Source organism: Bradyrhizobium uaiense, from assembly GCF_010811875.1.
GTDB lineage: Bacteria > Pseudomonadota > Alphaproteobacteria > Rhizobiales > Xanthobacteraceae > Bradyrhizobium > Bradyrhizobium uaiense.
This window is the reverse complement of the sequence record NZ_VKHP01000220.1, coordinates 1-16145: the sequence shown is the minus strand read 5'-3', so window position 1 is coordinate 16145 and position 16145 is coordinate 1. Positions and strand designations below refer to the sequence as shown.

The 16145-nt window shown below is 57.9% G+C and carries 17 protein-coding genes; 6 read left to right on the top strand and 11 right to left on the bottom strand.

Annotated features, from left to right (window positions below; all coding sequences use genetic code 11):
- Positions 1–700: 700 nt before the first annotated feature.
- Positions 701–1951 carry an extracellular solute-binding protein gene (locus FNJ47_RS36285; RefSeq protein ID WP_163160695.1) on the top strand — a complete coding sequence of 417 codons (1251 nt, stop codon included), beginning with the start codon at positions 701–703 and terminating at the stop codon, positions 1949–1951.
- A 227-nt stretch (positions 1952–2178) separates the two neighbouring features.
- On the opposite strand, the gene FNJ47_RS36280 is transcribed toward FNJ47_RS36285, so the two are convergent.
- From FNJ47_RS36280 to FNJ47_RS36255, 6 genes are all read right to left on the bottom strand, one after another.
- Positions 2179–3252: a hypothetical protein gene (locus FNJ47_RS36280; protein ID WP_163160694.1), complete on the bottom strand. Its 1074-nt coding sequence runs from the start codon at positions 3250–3252 to the stop codon at positions 2179–2181.
- 277 nt (positions 3253–3529) lie between these two features.
- Positions 3530–4420: a TauD/TfdA dioxygenase family protein gene (locus FNJ47_RS36275; protein ID WP_163160693.1), complete on the bottom strand. Its 891-nt coding sequence runs from the start codon at positions 4418–4420 to the stop codon at positions 3530–3532.
- Between the two features lie 74 nt (positions 4421–4494).
- Positions 4495–5340: a carbohydrate ABC transporter permease gene (locus tag FNJ47_RS36270; protein WP_163160692.1), complete on the bottom strand. Its 846-nt coding sequence runs from the start codon at positions 5338–5340 to the stop codon at positions 4495–4497.
- A complete protein-coding gene (locus tag FNJ47_RS36265) occupies positions 5337–6200 on the bottom strand; it encodes a carbohydrate ABC transporter permease (protein WP_163160691.1) in 864 nt (287 codons plus the stop codon). Before FNJ47_RS36265 ends, FNJ47_RS36270 begins: the two co-directional genes overlap by 4 nt.
- A 98-nt stretch (positions 6201–6298) precedes the next feature.
- A complete protein-coding gene (locus tag FNJ47_RS36260; RefSeq protein ID WP_163160690.1) occupies positions 6299–7477 on the bottom strand; it encodes an ABC transporter ATP-binding protein in 1179 nt (392 codons plus the stop codon).
- A 395-nt stretch (positions 7478–7872) separates the two neighbouring features.
- Positions 7873–8160, bottom strand: a complete 288-nt coding sequence (locus FNJ47_RS36255) for a hypothetical protein (RefSeq protein WP_163160689.1) — start codon at positions 8158–8160, stop codon at positions 7873–7875.
- 285 nt (positions 8161–8445) lie between these two features.
- On the opposite strand from FNJ47_RS36255, the gene FNJ47_RS36250 reads away from it, so the two are divergent.
- From FNJ47_RS36250 to FNJ47_RS36240, 3 genes are all read left to right on the top strand, one after another.
- A complete protein-coding gene (locus FNJ47_RS36250) occupies positions 8446–9318 on the top strand; it encodes an isocitrate lyase/phosphoenolpyruvate mutase family protein (protein ID WP_163160688.1) in 873 nt (290 codons plus the stop codon).
- A gap of 468 nt (positions 9319–9786) precedes the next feature.
- The gene (locus tag FNJ47_RS36245) at positions 9787–10068 is read left to right on the top strand and encodes a helix-turn-helix domain-containing protein (protein ID WP_163160687.1); all 282 of its coding nucleotides are present in this window, start codon (positions 9787–9789) and stop codon (positions 10066–10068) included.
- A gap of 141 nt (positions 10069–10209) precedes the next feature.
- The gene (locus FNJ47_RS36240; RefSeq protein WP_163160686.1) at positions 10210–11145 is read left to right on the top strand and encodes a LysR family transcriptional regulator; all 936 of its coding nucleotides are present in this window, start codon (positions 10210–10212) and stop codon (positions 11143–11145) included.
- A gap of 263 nt (positions 11146–11408) precedes the next feature.
- On the opposite strand, the gene FNJ47_RS36235 is transcribed toward FNJ47_RS36240, so the two are convergent.
- The 3 genes from FNJ47_RS36235 to FNJ47_RS36230 form a co-directional block, all read right to left on the bottom strand.
- A complete protein-coding gene (locus FNJ47_RS36235) occupies positions 11409–11948 on the bottom strand; it encodes a DNA -binding domain-containing protein (RefSeq protein ID WP_163160685.1) in 540 nt (179 codons plus the stop codon).
- A 46-nt stretch (positions 11949–11994) separates the two neighbouring features.
- Positions 11995–12189, bottom strand: coding sequence for a transcriptional regulator domain-containing protein (locus tag FNJ47_RS54820; protein WP_430649445.1), 195 nt, complete (start codon positions 12187–12189; stop codon positions 11995–11997).
- A 166-nt stretch (positions 12190–12355) separates the two neighbouring features.
- The gene (locus FNJ47_RS36230; RefSeq protein ID WP_163160684.1) at positions 12356–12628 is read right to left on the bottom strand and encodes a DNA -binding domain-containing protein; all 273 of its coding nucleotides are present in this window, start codon (positions 12626–12628) and stop codon (positions 12356–12358) included.
- A 655-nt stretch (positions 12629–13283) separates the two neighbouring features.
- Here FNJ47_RS36230 and FNJ47_RS36225 point away from each other — a divergent pair.
- Positions 13284–13565 carry a helix-turn-helix domain-containing protein gene (locus FNJ47_RS36225; protein ID WP_163160683.1) on the top strand — a complete coding sequence of 94 codons (282 nt, stop codon included), beginning with the start codon at positions 13284–13286 and terminating at the stop codon, positions 13563–13565.
- Between the two features lie 389 nt (positions 13566–13954).
- Here the strand turns inward: FNJ47_RS36225 and FNJ47_RS36220 are convergent, their stop codons facing one another.
- Both FNJ47_RS36220 and FNJ47_RS36215 read right to left on the bottom strand, forming a co-directional pair.
- The gene (locus FNJ47_RS36220) at positions 13955–14347 is read right to left on the bottom strand and encodes a hypothetical protein (protein ID WP_163160682.1); all 393 of its coding nucleotides are present in this window, start codon (positions 14345–14347) and stop codon (positions 13955–13957) included.
- Between the two features lie 40 nt (positions 14348–14387).
- On the bottom strand, positions 14388–14672 hold the full coding sequence (locus tag FNJ47_RS36215) for a hypothetical protein (RefSeq protein WP_163160681.1): 285 nt from the start codon (positions 14670–14672) through the stop codon (positions 14388–14390).
- A gap of 92 nt (positions 14673–14764) precedes the next feature.
- Here FNJ47_RS36215 and FNJ47_RS36210 point away from each other — a divergent pair, with 92 nt between their 5' ends.
- Entirely contained in the window at positions 14765–15925 is a 1161-nt protein-coding gene (locus FNJ47_RS36210; RefSeq protein WP_163160680.1) for an IS630 family transposase, read from the top strand.
- Positions 15926–16145: the final 220 nt, after the last annotated feature.

Genomic DNA, 16145 nt, shown 5'->3' with positions numbered 1-16145 from the left:
CCGCTGCAAAATCCGTTCGAACCGCAATCGGTTGGCCCATGGCAACTCCCTCCAGTTGCCATGTTGAATCATCGATCCTCTGATTTGGGAATGCCCGCCGTGAGTCAGCACCTCCGCGGATTGGTATTAGTCTACCGACGGGGGACGCCGGTGTCGCCCCCCGAAGTCCGCTGTTTCGTTCACACCACATTCGGGCTTGAAAGCGAACGAGCAGTTCGCCGACGGTCTTCTGTTTCGCAGACGGCTGCAATCTGGAACTGCAGCCAGACATTCCAACCATCCAGGCGCGGGCTTGGCCGCTCGCACGAACGCTTCAGATTGCTACTGCAGGCATTCAGCGTTCGATTTCGCGCTCACCGGAAAGCCACCGGTTATCGCAAAGAGCGAGTTTGTCGAGCTTTCCCGAGCACACCATGATCTCATGTTGTAATCTTCTGATATGATTTTTCGATGCATGTCATGTGCATGTCGCCATCTTTATTTTGAAGTCTTTCGCAAGCCGTCGCGTTCGACGCGGAGGATGAGTTTCGTACCCAGACCAAATGTCGAACAGCGGCAACGCTTCCGCCAGCCACTAACTAGCAATTGACGCTTGGCCCATCGCCCTCACCTGTTGTTTCGCTGTGCCGCAGAAACATACCTGCAGTAAGAGCGCCACTTAACGGCGTTTGCTCGCCCCCTATTCGATTGGAGACTAGAAATGAGACGTCTGTCCGCCGCCATTTTCATGATGGCTTCGATTGTTGCCGCCATCCCCCGGACTGTCGAGGCGGTGGAGCTGCGTGTGAGCTACTCGCCGGCCAATTTTTCGGCCATGTACAATGCAATCGCAACTGAATTCATGAAGGCGAACCCGGAAATAACGATCAAGTTCGAGCCGGCGAAGAGCTATGACGAGCTACTGCAAAACACCTTGCGCGCGAACTTGATTAACGACGCACCTGACGTCTCCCACCAGGGCCTTAATTACATCCGGCTTCTAGCCGATCGTGGTCTGGCCCTGCCCCTTAACCGCTTTATCTCGACCGACGTGGAATGGAAGCAGCACGGTGTGCTCGATTCCATTCGAAACATCGGATCGATCGGTGACAAGGCGTATGCCGTCCCGTTCTCGCTGACGACGCCAGTGTTGTTCTACAATATTGCCCTGGTTGTCCGCGCTGGCGCTAACCCTGCCAACCTGCCTGTGAGCTGGGACGGTGTCTTCGATTTGGCAAAGAAGATCTCAGGTCTGGAACCGAACGTCAGCGGGCTCTACATGGATTACAACGCCAATGGCGCATGGGGCTTTGAGACCCTGCTTTTCGCACACGGCGGCAGAATGATGACAAGGGAAGAGGACGATATCACGTTTGATCAGCGAGAAGGGCTAGCGGCGATGACAAGCGTCGCGCGCGCTGCAGAAGCAGGCATGATCGATTTGTCGCGTGACAATGCCCGTCAGTCATTTGTCGCGGGAAAAATCGGTATCTATCTAAGCTCGAGCAGCCTGCTCACCGATCTCGACCGGCAGATCGATCAGCATTTCCTGCTTACAATGATGCCGATCCCGTTGGCCCACGATGGCAAGACGCTGGCCGCGGGCAACGGAATGGTCATGTTAACCAAAGATTCCATTCGGCAGGAAGCGGCTTGGAAATACATGAAGTTCGCCGCAAGCCCCCAGGCGCAGGCGATCATGGCCGCAATGACCGGCTATACACCCGTCAACACGGCCGCGCTTTCTGACCCACGGCTACAGACGCTTTATCGAGAAAAGCCAAACTACGAAGTTCCGTTGCGGCAACTCGGCGAATTGGCGCCCTGGTATGCCTTTCCCGGCGAGAACAGCACGAAGGCCGCAGCGATGATCGTGGACAAAATGCAGCTCGTATTAGGCGGAAAAGCCTCGGCGCAGGCGGCACTCGAGGACGCAGCCAAGGAGGCACGCAGGCTCATCTTAAAGAAGTAATGGACGGAGAAAGGGCCAGTTACCCGCGGCGACCGTACGCCGTTGCCTGAGTTTTTCACGACGAGTGTCAAAACATCTCGAAGAATTCAGTCGATCGGCCCAGTACCTCGCCGCCTGACCTCCCGTGAGGGGACGCCTTGCTGCTGTGAGCGTCACGTCGCCAGGAGTGACGCATTATCGGCAGGCGCATGAATGGAGGATCGCGCGTCAGAAGGGCCGACGGCGAGTCATGCATCGCTGACTGATATCGGATGATGACCTAGAATGTCCGAGACTTCGTCCTGAAACGATACGATCTCTGTGGCGAGATTTGTCAGATGACTTACTGTTGCTTCTGCGCCGCGTTCACCCACGAAGAAGAAATGACCGCCTGATACTGTGCGCGTCAGGCGGCGTGGCAAGTCCAACATCAATATGCGCAGCTGCTCCCAAAGCTGAGGACAGAGGGCGGAAAGCTCGCGCCCTCCCCTAACCTGTCGGTCGAAGACCTGCTGCGCGTTCAAGAAGCCCCAGGTGAGCGAATCGGTCAGCGCGTGACGTGCATCGGAAGGCCGCGTCGGCGCTATGACACCCGTCAGCGGATGGGATCCAAAATCGAAGGTGCCGAGTTCGTCGGTCACTTCTGCGAGTGAAATACAGGCTCTGCGCGATCGCAGAAACTGCGGCTCTCCGCGCAGTAGGAGCGGCGTATTGGCACGGTAGTCGCGTTCATAAACATCCTTCGGGATGATCACGCGGTCGTTGTCGGCCGATTGGGCGGCAAGTTCGGCACACCAATTTGCGTGACGCCTTGGCAGGCCGGGCTCATCGGCCGAGAGATCCCACAGACCCGCTTCCGTCACCGGCTCGCCGCTTTCGAAGATAGGCACCAGGCCAGGAAGTGGAGCACTCGCAGCGAGCGAGATAAAGCCGATCGGTGGCATGCCGCCTTCAGTGAGCCCTCGGAACACTGACCGCGCAACGCGGCCCGCCATGCTCCAACCCGCCACCACGATCCGACTAGGCGCCGGACACGTCGCCAAGAGGCCTAGAGTGATCGCTGTCACCGATGCCCCCCAATCACTTACCGTCATTTCGGGATAACACCGGGGAAACACGGGATGATCACTGGGATAGGAGATCGCCAGAAGGCCCCATCCGAGCTCGCGCAGCCAAAAATCAAGAAAATCGCGCGGATTCGCGCCGGGGTGGCCATACGCAACACGGGCCAGATGCCCCCCCCCAGGCAAGAAGACGACGGTCGGGTTGGTGCCGGCCGGCGGGCGCCAGAACACGATCGCAGGGAAGGTATCGGCATTCATAAGGCGCTCGTTCGAAAACAACGCGCCCGCTGATCTCGGAGCGGGCTCCGAAGTTCTTGAGGAAGAGCGAACCATCCATTTCTCCAATGAAGGCGCAGCTGATGATCCCGGAAAACAGACTGACTGTCGGGGATTGGACGGAGAGCATGCGCGTTTTCTCGGCGGCGGATAATCGACAATGCCGAATGGGGGATCGCTCAGCCGCACACCCGCCGTAACATTTTCATGCTACCAAGCTGACGTTAGTTCAGATTAGCGCTCAGTCGTTGCGGCTACATTAGGACGCCAATGCATAGGGAATCGGAGGCTTTCCCTCCGTCGAGATATGCCATAGGACGCGCCGTTCTCGAGAATCGAACGCCTCACGTCGATGAAGCGTGAAGCTATTATCAAACACCAAGAGATCATCGACCCCAATCACATCACCCCATGTGTCTTTATAGGCTTCGACGTAAGTCCATAGCAGATCAGATACCTTTTCACTCTCTGCAATGGTCAAGCCCTCGACCAGGCATTTTCGCTGGCGAGGGAGATATAAAGACGGTCTTCCACTATGAGGGTTCAGGCGCACGAGCGGGAAGCTTGGCCCAACATGCCGGCGATCGGCTCCCTCGGGGAGTGCTGCAATTCGCTCGGCGTATTCAGGAGCGAAGTTATACTCTGAATAATGGATGCAACTGAGCCCGCTTAGATAGGATGCCAAGCCGTGAGGCAGGCGATCATAGACGTCACACAGGTTCATGAAAAAGGTCTTCGGTGGGTTTGTTTTGGGGGCCTCCCGCCCGTACAAGAACGTCAACTTGACCGGTTGCGGCAGATAGGTGCCATCGGTGTGCCAGTAATTCTCCGAGGAACCGCCGTCCCCGACCGGCCGGCCATCACCATTCGCTACGTTCGAGACCACCTTTATCTCGGGATGACCGGGCAAATGCGCACCAGTTGATGCTGCGGCACGCTTTAGAGTCTTGGTATGGCCAAACGCCGACGCAAGACCGACGAACTCGCCCGGTGACAGATCCTGGCCGCGAAAACGCAGCACCAAGTGCGTTTCGATCGCTTCACCAAGCGCAGCGATTATTGCGGCATCTTTCGATTCCGCCAATCTGCGCAAGTCAATATTGCTGATATCCGCACCGATCGCAGGCGAAAGCTTCGTTATTGTGAACATCGGAATTCCTTTCAGATCTATGTTCGTTTGCAGAGCCTCCGCCCGCGCATGCGACGGTAAGAGACTTCGGCTGCTCACTGTTTGACGGCACCTTGGATCAGTCCCTCGACGAACCAACGTTGGCCTACGAGGAATGCAATGATGAGCGGGAGCATGACCAGGGTGGATGCAGCCATCAGAGGGCCGTAGTCGCTGCCGGCTTCCTCGTTCTTGAACGCTAAAATGCCGAGCGGCGGCGGCATCAAAGACTGATCACGAACCGCGATCAGCGGCCAGAATAGGTCGTTCCAGTGCCCGACCACCGAGAAGATTGAGAAGGCGATGATAGCCGGCAGCGACATCGGCATCATGACCTTCCAGACGATCGCGAGTTCAGACAGACCGTCTAGGCGAGCGGCGTGCACGACATCGTCCGGAATCGTTTTGAAAAACTGGCGGAACAGGAAGATTCCGAAGGGTGAGACCGCATAAGGAAGGATCAGGGCGGTGTAAGTATTGAGAATGTCAAACTTGTACCCAATGATGAACAGTGGCAGAGACAGCACCTGGTGTGGCATAATCAAGCCGGCAAGCACCACCGCAAAGATCAAGTCGCGGCCCAAAAATCGCAACTTTGCGAGCGCGTAGGCGCAGGGAGCACAGAGGACGACTTGTAGCGCCAAGATCAAGGCGCATACCACAAAGCCATTAAACAGATAGCGCAGCAACGGCGCTTCGGTCAGTGCCTTTCCATAGTTCTCGATGCCGTAGAATTGCGCGGGCCAGAAGAAGGACGTGTGGAATATTTCTCCTGGCGCTTTGAGCGAGAGTGAGACCATCCATAGAAACGGAAAGAGCAGCAACGCTCCTGTAAGGAGCAATACGGCATGACGGAAGATGCCGGCAAGTGTCGACATACTACCCGAAGTGGTCGCGCTCATTGGTAATGCACCTTCCTGTCCATGATCAGGGTGTTGATGAGCGTGAGCGACACGACGAGGCCGAGGAGGACGACGGCAATGGCGGCGCCATACCCCGCCCGCAGGTACTCAAAACTCTCTCGATAGAGCGTGTACAGCAATACTTCGGAGGCATGCCCAGGGCCTCCTTGCGTCAGCACCTTCACGGCATCGAAGGACTCCAGGGCCTTCAGGGATACGACAATGACAACAAAGACGGAGACCGGCCCGAGCAAAGGCAAGGTGATGGTGCGGAGGCGATCAATCCATAAGTCGGCGCCGTCGACATCGGCTGCATCGTAGAGATCCTGCGGGATTCTTTTGAGACCCGCGAGAAACAACACCATCGCATAGCCGAGGTTCTGCCAAATACCGATTAGGCCCAACACGGGAAGGACAGTATTTTCATTGCGTAACCAGTTAGCGGTGGGGAGGCCGGCGGCAGCGAAGAGCTGGTTAACGAGGCCCATTGTAGGATGCAGCAGCGCTTCCCAGACTATGGCCATAGTCGTGATCGTTGCCATAAAGGGTAGGAAGTGGATGGCACGATAAAACGAGCGGCAGGAGTTTCCGCTCTCGATCAAAAGCGCAATGGCCAGACCGGTAAGCGTCGTCCCCGGGACGACGATCAGAACATAGACCGCTGTGTTGACGAGCGATACTCTAAAAGTTGCGTCAGCGAACAGCTCACGGTAGTTGTCGAGCCCGACGAACGAAAAAGAGACTGCGCCGAACTGCCAGTCGGTGAGTGCGACGAAAATCACCGCAACCGCGGGCAGCAAGAATAGCCCCAGTAGAAAGACGATCGCTGGGCCGGCCAGCCCCAACCCAGCAAGCGTCATCGCAAGAGCTTGCCGACGAGCCGGTGAGACTGCAAGCAATGGCGCTCGACGAATCACTGAGGACCCGGTACGGGCTTTCGTAAACACTAGGGGCTCGCTCATCCTGCGACCTCGCGGAGCGGAGTGACGCATCTGCACACGAGATCCGCTTCCCGCCGTAGTCGCTGTCCATCTCGTGTAAACAGAAGAACGCGATCCGCCCGCACGCCAAGGTGCAACCTCTGACCGGGCGCGATGCGCGACGCACGCTCGGCCAGCAGCCTTGCAATCAGCGGCTGATCGGCGCCGGCAAGGTCGAGATGAACGAAGAGATCTGACCCCATGTGCTCGACCATTCGCACGGAGCCTGTCAGTATCCCCTGCCCCGGATGGTCTGCGAGACAAAGAGCTTCCGGGCGAATGCCGAGCGAGAGCGGCGTGCCCGTGGGGATATCGCTATCGATTGCGAGCGTCGCGCCGGCCACGTCTATCAGGCCGCGTTCGCGCACCACGACATCGATCATGTTGATCTTGGGCGATCCGATAAATTCGGCAACGCGGCGATTGGCGGGATCGGAATAGATGCCCTGTGGTGGAGCAACCTGTAACAACTCACCATCGAGCATCACCGCTACACGATCCGAAAGGGTCATCGCTTCGGCTTGATCATGCGTAACATAGACGAAGGTGCCCCCTAGCCGTCGATGCAGCTCCTTGATTTCGGCGCGCATCTGCACGCGCAGCTTAGCATCGAGGTTGGATAGGGGCTCGTCCAGCAAGAAGACAGCTGGATGGCGCACCATTGCCCGACCAACCGCGACACGCTGGCGCTGACCACCGGAGAGCTGCCCCGGCTTGCGCGACAGCAGATGGCCGATTCCAAGCGAGTTGGCCGTACGCGATACTTCCATGTCGATGTCGGCGGTGATCTGCGCCGCTCCTCGCAGAAGACGGCCGAGAAAAGGGAGCCTCTGAAAGGCAGAAAGCCGATACATCCGCAACGGCAGCGCCATATTCGCCGCGACGCTCATATGAGGATAGAGTGCATAGGACTGGAACACCATTGCGATGTCCCGCCGCTTTGGCCGCACACCGTCCACCACGCGGCCGCCGATCGAGATCGAGCCGACGTCCTGCACCTCAAGTCCGGCCAGGATGCGGAGCAGCGTCGATTTTCCGCAGCCCGACGGCCCCAATAGCGTCAGGAACTCACCATCGGCTATCGACAGTGATACACTGCGCAGGACGGGTGTCTGACCGTAGTCTTTGCTAATGCACTGGATCGAAACCGATGCCATCTCATCACTTCTCGCTCGATGAAACTCTTAACCTTATCGCTCAGGCTGCCCTTCAAGACGCATCGTGCTACAGCTGGATGACACGCATCGAATAAGTCGATGGAATCTTCTGCAATATACGATGGCGGCGCGGGCGGATCGGGACAGTAAAGAAAAAGGCCCTGAGCACTGTCGTCGATGTCGCGTTGCAACCGAGCTCGTGCGGGCAAGTCTAGGCGCGGCTTGTGTTTTAGTGGTAGCGCAGTTCTGCGCCGCAAGACTGGAAAGCGCACCGAGTTCCGCTGCTTGTATCGATCTGCAGACGAACGCTCACGACGCGTCTCAACGGCGCCAACATACAAACCGAGTGACTATTTCCTAGATGATGACGCACGGCGGCTTGAGGCTTCGTCCTTTTAGGCGGGCAAATGCAAGGCATCGCAAGTTGCGATCATTTCATTCAATAAGCACGACCGCCCATTTGTTCGCCATTGTGCCGGCGAATAGAAGCCAACAGGGTCAAGCTCGAAGTCTAGGATTTCTCGTTGTTTATCGCTGCAGAATGGATCAAACTTGTCCACCCCTCTGACCGAGATCATGATGACGATCTGCGCACATGCACGGCCAGTCAGCGAGAACCCGATCTCGAAGACGTGCCTTGCAATTAGCATCGCGTAGTGCGCGACGAGATGAATCGCGGTCACCGGGATGGGAGCTTCCGCAAGACCGAAGCTCGCGGTCGCTAGGCCAACTAGGCGGAAGGGAGCACTTGCGCTTTCACTGCTGCGCCGACTTGTTCGACAAAGGCGCGCCGCCTGCAGCGTATGCGAGACCTAAACCTTTCCACCACGCATCCTCGATCTTGCGGTCGTCGTGGTACCCGGCACGGCGTCTCCGCTCTATTCCACATCTCCGACGCCTCGTCTCTCGAGGTGCTCACCCGCACGTGCGATCGGATCATCGCAGCTTGCCTTCCTAGAAAGATCTCAATGTCCGCAGCCAAACGCCTACGCGCCCGGATGGCCGAGACCGGCCTCGTTCACATCATGGCAACTCATAGTCCGCTTTCAGCGATCCTCGCGGAGGAAGCCGGCTTCGATGGGCTATGGGCTTCCGGCTTCGAGCTTTCTGCTCTTTATGGCTTGGCGGACATGAGCCTCATCTCGATGACGCAGCATCTAGAGATGCTGCGCGCAATCGCAGGACGTACCACGATACCGATCGTGGCCGATATCGATACTGGCTATGGCAATGCGATCAATGTCATCCACGCGATTGGCGAATATGAGCGCGCCGGCGCCAGCGCCGTTGTCATCGAGGATAAGACATTCCCCAAGGTTACGAGCCTTGCTGGGGACGGTCGGCAGCAACTGGCGCGGGTTGAGGAATTCCAGGGCAAGATCGAGGCAGCTATCGCCACAAGGCGAGATCCACATTTCCTTGTGATCGCCAGAACCGAAGCGCTCATCGCTGGTCTTGGCGAAGCTGAGGCCTTGGACCGAGCGCAAGCCTACGTGAAGGCCGGTGCCGACATGATCCTGATCCATTCAAAGAAGAAGGACTCCGGCGAGATCGAAAGCTTTTCGCGCGCCTGGACCGGTTCGGTGCCACTGGCCATTGTACCCAACGCCTATCCGGACCTAGATGCAAGCCGAGTCAAAGGTTTGGGCAACATCCAGATGATGATCTATGGGAATTACGGCATCCGAGCCGCAAGCACAGGCTTGAAGGAAACCTTTCGCCGCATCATCGCCGATGGCGGCGTCCAGAACGTCCATAAGGATATTGTAGCGGTAGACGAGATCTTCAGACTCCAGAAAATGCGTGAGCTTCGGGCCGCTGAAGCGCGCTTCCTGCGCTGATGCAAGACCGAAACCGACCTTGAAGTGCCCTGGGCCGCTTTAGCCTGCAACCCAGACTTTTGGTCATTTCATTATCGGCACTACAGCTCCATTTTGTTGAACGCCGCGCAAACGTAGCGACGAAATCCACTGGCAACGAACGGCCGGCAAAGCTGAGCCTGGCAGACTTGATAGCCCCGCGGCGCCTCACAGATGGTCTGCATATTTCCAAGTTTGGCGTTCGCTGGCTGATTCGCGGCTGTCAGCTGATGCACGTTACTATCGCCAACGAAAAACACGCTCTTCCCATCTGGTTCCAGCGCCTAAATCAGAACTCCCACGCTCGAATGTCATTGCCTAGCACCTTTGGGGCACAACTATGCGATGACAATTCATCGAATAATTCGATCAAAACATCCAATTAGCTGATTCTTTTTAGTTCGGTTATAGCCAGTGGTTTGATGACCATCTAAATGGCTGCCTCCGCGCATGAGAGCTCGTGCGCTTGTAGCCTACAATGTGCGCCGGATCCGCGTCGAGCGCGGCATTCCGCAGGAGCAGCTGGCTTACGACGCTGGGATTGATCGCTCCTACATGAGCGGTCTTGAGCGCCAACAGGCGAACCCGACAATTGACCTTCTCGATCGCCTTGCCGAGACGCTGGATGTTGCCGTGTCCGAGCTGTTTGTTCGGCCATCCAAAGGCACGCCCGCCCCCGCTACCCTACCCAAGGGGCGCAAGCCCAAGCCGCAGCGTCGCAAGAGGACCTAGCATCCTCCCCGCGGACAGTGAGCTTGACGCTAGTCCGGTGCGGCGCCAGACAACCTGTAAATGTAAGGGGTACGCGGCTTTTGTGCGCATCCGCCCCTCAATTCGCGGCAATTCCACTGTGGACATCGAATATTGTGATGGATGTTCATTCTGGCGCCGGAGCAGATGATGGCGGCTCAAGACGATGAAGTTCCGCTAAATGCTGTCCGCGCATTTGTGATCGTCGCGCGCGAAGGTAGCGTCACGCGCGCCGCCAGCACCTTGGGGACAACGCAGAGCTCGGTCAGCCGCTATTTGTCCGCCCTGCGGGACTATCTCGGTGCAGACCTAATCCAGCGGCGCGGCCGGCGCAGTGATTTGACCGAGTTCGGAAGGCTATTCGCTAATGCAGTCTCCGAACCGCTCGAAACGGTCGGCTTCACCGCTAAGAGAATGCGGCGGCGTGCAGCTGCGGGCACCAATCGGATTGTCGTCCGCACGTCACTATCGACCTTTGCTTTCTCTATTTTGATCCCAAATCTGCAAGCGTTCTCTGCTGAAGCGGGCGGGGTTATCGTGGATGTCGTGAGCTCGCTGTCGCCGCCGACGTCTTCGGATGACTTCGACGTATTAATTACACGCGACCTTTCCGTCATCGAACCTGCCGATAGTTGGGAGATCTACAATGAGGAGCTGGTATGCGTGGGGCCGCCGAATCTGGCCGCGGGCAGAGAACTCTCGATCGTTCGATCAACGCCGATATTGAACATCACATCTCGTCCCGACATCCTGCCGACATGGCTGAGGGCCATGAACTTGTCCTCAAATGACATACGGGCAGGCGCGCGGTACGATCATAACTATCTTGCTCTGCCGGCAGTCATGACAGGAAATTGCCTTCTTGTCGCACCCGAAATCATCGTCAGTGATCTGGTGCGAGGAGGCGCTTTGCAAATCATACCCGGCTCGCGCGCGCCAAGCGGCATGCAGTATCGGGCCTATGCTGTGGATCGCAGCGAGCATCCCGAAATCGCTCGTTCTTTTTGCCGGTGGGTCACTCGTCTTTGCAAGAAGGCGGCGCTAGCGCAGGCTGCCTGAGACGCCTCTCCAAGTCTCGTCAAAGAGTCTGCGGGAAATCGAGTGCCGCCCATTCAGATCGAGAGCACTCAACCTGAGAGATAATCCGACGAAAACGGCCGCCGTCTTCTTCCAACCAAGATAACGTCTCTGTTGCAGCGATCCCGACGACAAAGGATGAAGTGAGAGATCGAACGTAGGACTTCATCCTATTGCCGCTCGTACGATGTAAGCAAAGAATTGGTTGCAATGAACGAACGCGATGGCACCGATCGCCCGAGAACTCATGGACCGTCATCCCAGCTTCTGCTCTTGTTGAGCAATGCGCGGCAGCGAAGACGCATGATGCGTCGCGCCAACTTAACGAGTCGGATTGTTCGACTGCGCAGGTCGTCTGTTTTCCAGCCCCGCTCGACAATGCGATGACTTCCAAACAGGCCTTGCGCGATTTCGCGGTAGCTATTTCCCTCCTGCCAGCCATCCAATGCGCGGAGCGCGAGGATCAGCCGACGCCGTTTCAAGGCCGGGAAAGCAAGAGGGAGCCTTCCGAGCGGCCGATCCTCAAGAGCTAGCCAAAATCGACGTGCGGCCTGCAAGCGGAGCTCGAAATTTGCGTCGAGCGGCAGATCGAGGACGACAGCAGACGTGCTCGCCGGAAGCTTGCTCAGCCAAAGGCGATGCTTCGTGCCACCGAGCGGCACAATGGCATGCCATCCATCCGGCGCGCGACGCAGCTCGCCGCCCGACAGATTGGCAAAATCGAGCTGGTACCTTTTGGACGCCACGCAGTTGGCTGCCCGCACAGCTAGCACGGTCGGCAGCACTTCGGGGGCCCAGAAGACTGCTTGTTTGTCGAATGTCTTTTGCGGATCAGCTGGAAAACGAGAGCCCCCACTTCCGCCGGAACGGGCCCGCCGCTGCTTTTGAACGTTGACGGCGAGATAGCCGCCTATAATCCTCTTGGTAGTCGCGATCCCGTCGCAGCCACTCCCAGGCCAGCTCGACAGCCTCTGCCTTCTTGAGACCACTGTACGCTTCCTCGGATCTCCAGTCAGTAACCGGCATTGCACCATTCCCCGTACGATCTTGCACGCGCGGAGAACTGCAGCCCATGATTGTGGCGCTTTACGGTTGCGTGCGTGCCGAGTACCAGCGCTCCATGCAGGGAAGCGATGCAACGATCATGTTTTACGATGCCTAGGAATTCTGCCTACCTTGATGTCGGCCTTGTTCATTCCTTTGGCCTACCGCGGCGTAGCAGATCACGATAGCCATGGCCCGCTATCCACTTGGCCCGAGCCATGTGACTTTCGAAGGTGCGTCGCGCGCGATCCGGTTCGAGGGTCGGATCGAGACCAAGCACAACGCGCGCGACTTCGCGCCAATCTGCCCTGTCAGCCGCGGCATCGAGAAGTCGCATGTAGGTAATGGCGTGCTCCCTGTCATATGACGTGAGCTCGTGCGCGCTGGGCGCCAATTCTGCGATTTTCGGGTCGGCCGGCACTGCCTGAAACTCCTAGCAGACTGAAAAATCTATTGAAATTCTAGCAATGATAACCAAATCGGGGCATTTTGGTACCGCTCGAATCGTCGCGATCCAAGCTCTTTTTGGCCAGCCGGGTGGCTGCGAACGCAGATCGGCTCACAATGACCTGGCGGCGGTTTCTACACATTTCGCTCTTTCATTGGGGCTGGATGTACTCGCAGTCCATACCGGTGACTAATCGCAGATTTGCTACGCAGCTAGCATGTCCTTGCTCTCACCCTGCCGGGAACGGAATGAAGGGCCGCGGTTTGCCTCGTGCGCTGGTGAAAGGCCGAAGCCTGAAGGCAGGCCAAATGGAAAGAATTCGCTTCACCACATTTCGAGCTCCAGGTGACCGGGTGTCCAATTTAGTCGCGGCGCCCGAAAAAAACCGCACCTATCGCTGGGCCGTTTTTACTCTTCCGCCAGTCGCGAGTAGCGTTGCCGTGAGCCCGAGCTGTGATGGGGCGAGGGTATTCGAAAAGGACAAACTCCCCGACATATGCGTCTTACGGTAACCTGCTTCGAAGACGCAACTGCTGCAAAGACACCCAACTGCTTGGATGCCAAGCTTATCGCAATAGTATGGCTATAACCAGTGGTTTCATAATCGTCGGAATGGCTGCTTTTGCGCATGAAAGCTCGTGCGCTTGTTGCCTGGAATGTGCGCCGGATCCGTGTCGATCGCGGCATTCCGCAAGAGCAATTGGCCTACGACGCCGGGATTGACCGCTCGTATATGGGCCGCATTGAGCAGCAGAAAGAGAACCCTACCATTGATCTCCTGGATCGGGTCGCCGCGACGTTGGGTATTCACTTGTCGGAATTATTCACCGAGCCGGCCAAGGGAACGACGCCTCCAAAACCGATGTCCAGAGGACGCAAGCCGGCACGCCCGTCCCGGTATAGGAAATAGCTATTTCAGAGAGCCATGTTGTAGCCAAGGACGGGGGGACGAGCGGCCTCACGTGCCCCTTCGAATCTGCGGCAGCCGAGGCCGATCTCCTGCTTCCGCCGATGCCGCACGACGGTTCCTGTTAGACATCGCCAGCACGATCTGCCTCCACATAAGCCAGAGCATTTTCGAGATGAGTGCTTACGCCGCTCGCGTAAACCGATTGGGGCCGCTTGAGACCGAGGCCTGTCAAACGCCATCCGGAACTGCCCCCTCATATTGCCTCAGATGAGAATGTTACCGAAGTGGATTCCCGTTTCTTCCCGGAATCCGGCTTGCCGCGAGTCCGAGCAAGCCGCTCGCGAAGCGCGCCCTCCATAGCGCTGTAGCGAACGAGCGGCTTGCGGTGATTAGGCGAAGGCACCTGTCGGGATTGGAACCTCAGGCACGGAGCCTGGGTCGATGCTCAATGCGATCTCTGCGCTGCTGATGAGCTGTCGAGCGGCCTTTGATCGCCATTTCTTCACCAATCGCTGCACCGTACGCCGCTGATGGTCGCCGAACCGACCGGGCGCATGGGCTTCCAGCCGGGAGAGAATATCGACCGCGGACAAGTGCGGAGCCGCGGCGAGCCATTCCTCGATGACCGGAGTGTAGGGGTCGAGCATCGATGGCCGACGTGGCACAGGCTTGCGCCGCACATGGCGGCGCCGATGAATGACCCGCTGCTCGCCTTGTTTCCAACCATCGCCGAGCTCTCGGGCAAAGGCCACCAAGTCACTCCGCACCGGCGCAACAGTCATCCTTGGCATTCCAGCCCGCTGATCGACGCGCTTGCCCAGTTCATTTTGGGCGTCCCGCATCTGTGCCAAGCAATGCCAGCGGATCAAGCGTGCGGTAGATCTCTAGCAGCCTGCGTTTGAATACCTCATCGGGACTCGGATGGACCAGCGCTCGTTCGTACGGCGTTGCGGGAGGAAGATAGCGCTTGATCACCTTGGCGCCTTCGCGGTGCTTCTCCTTCAGCTTAAACGAAGGCTGGAAGAAATTGATGTGCAGCCGTGCCGCCGCAAACAGGCGAGCTAGTAAGCGAGCGGCATCGATGCCTTCAAACCGCCCGTAGCCCACTAGTGTCCCGAGTCACAAGTTCGCAATCATAGATTCGCATTAGATTCGCGTCGCTGTGCCAAGGATGGAGGCAAACAGCGATGGAGTTTGCAATGGCGGTCCAGCAACTTGCCTCCCTGATCTTGAGCGATGATGAGCGTGCCGAACTGACGTCGTTGACGATGCGACGGAAGACGGCGCAAGCGCTGGCTCTGAGAGCGCGGATCGTGCTGACCTGCGCGGAAGGTGGCCAGAACACTGAAGTGGCGGCCAAGCTGGGCCTAGACCGGCAGACGGTAGGCAAGTGGCGGCGGCGTTTTGTGGAGCGGCGTGTGGCCGGGCTCCATGACGAGCCGCGCTCCGGAGCGCCACGGACGATCAACGATGCCCGCATCGAAGCAGTGATCGTGAGGACGTTGGAGAGTTGCCCTGAGAACGCCACTCATTGGAGCTCCCGCGACGTGGCGAAGACCAGCGGTCTATCGGTATCGACGGTGCAACGCATCTGGCGGGCCTTTGGGCTCCAGCCGCACCGGATGGAGACATTCAAGCTCTCGACCGATCCGAACTTCGTCGCCAAAGTGCGCGACGTCGTGGGCCTTTACGTCTCGCCGCCAGAGCACGCCATCGTTCTATGCGTGGATGAGAAGTCCCAAATCCAGGCGCTGGACCGTAGCCAGCCGATGCTGCCGATACGTCCTGGCCAGCCGGCCCGAAGGAGCCATGACTACACAAGGCACGGCACCACATCGCTGTTCGCCGCCCTCGACATCGCGACCGGACGGGTCATCGGCAAGTGCTTCGGACGGCATCGCGCTGCCGAGTTCCGCAAGTTCCTCGACGAGATCGAGGCTGCCGTGCCACGCGAACTCGATGTCCATCTCGTCATGGACAACTACGTCACGCATAAGACCCCGCTGATCCGGAGATGGCTGGCCAAAAGACCGCGTTGGCACGTGCACCTGACCCCGACCAGTTCGTCATGGCTCAATCAGGTCGAGCGCTTCTTAGCGCTGCTCACCGATAAGAAGATTAGGCGCGGACTCTATCGCAGCGTAGCTGCTCTCAGGGCCGACATCACCTCGTTCATCGAACGACACAACGCCGATCCCAAACCATTCCGATGGACCAAATCCGCCGATGGCATCCTTGCTTCCATCGAGCGCTTCTGCCGATACAATGCCCCCCAAAACAACACACGATGTTGCGAACTTCTGGTTCAGGACACTAGGTGGCGAACGACAGCTCCGTTCTTTTGCTCCACGAATGCCTGATCGTTCTTCTTGTAGGCCCTGGAACGAGTTACTTCGACATTGTGAGAGCGGCAAGCGCGGCGGCAATCAGGGTGAGACTTCAGCGACAATCAAGGGTTCTTCCGCATATTTGGTGCAGCTTGATCGACCGGGGTTGGACAGGTTGCTCGGTCGTTCTCAGGCAGCCAGGAGGACGCGTCGACGCAATAGCGGGTAGCTTGCCCGGCCATACATTTGTCGT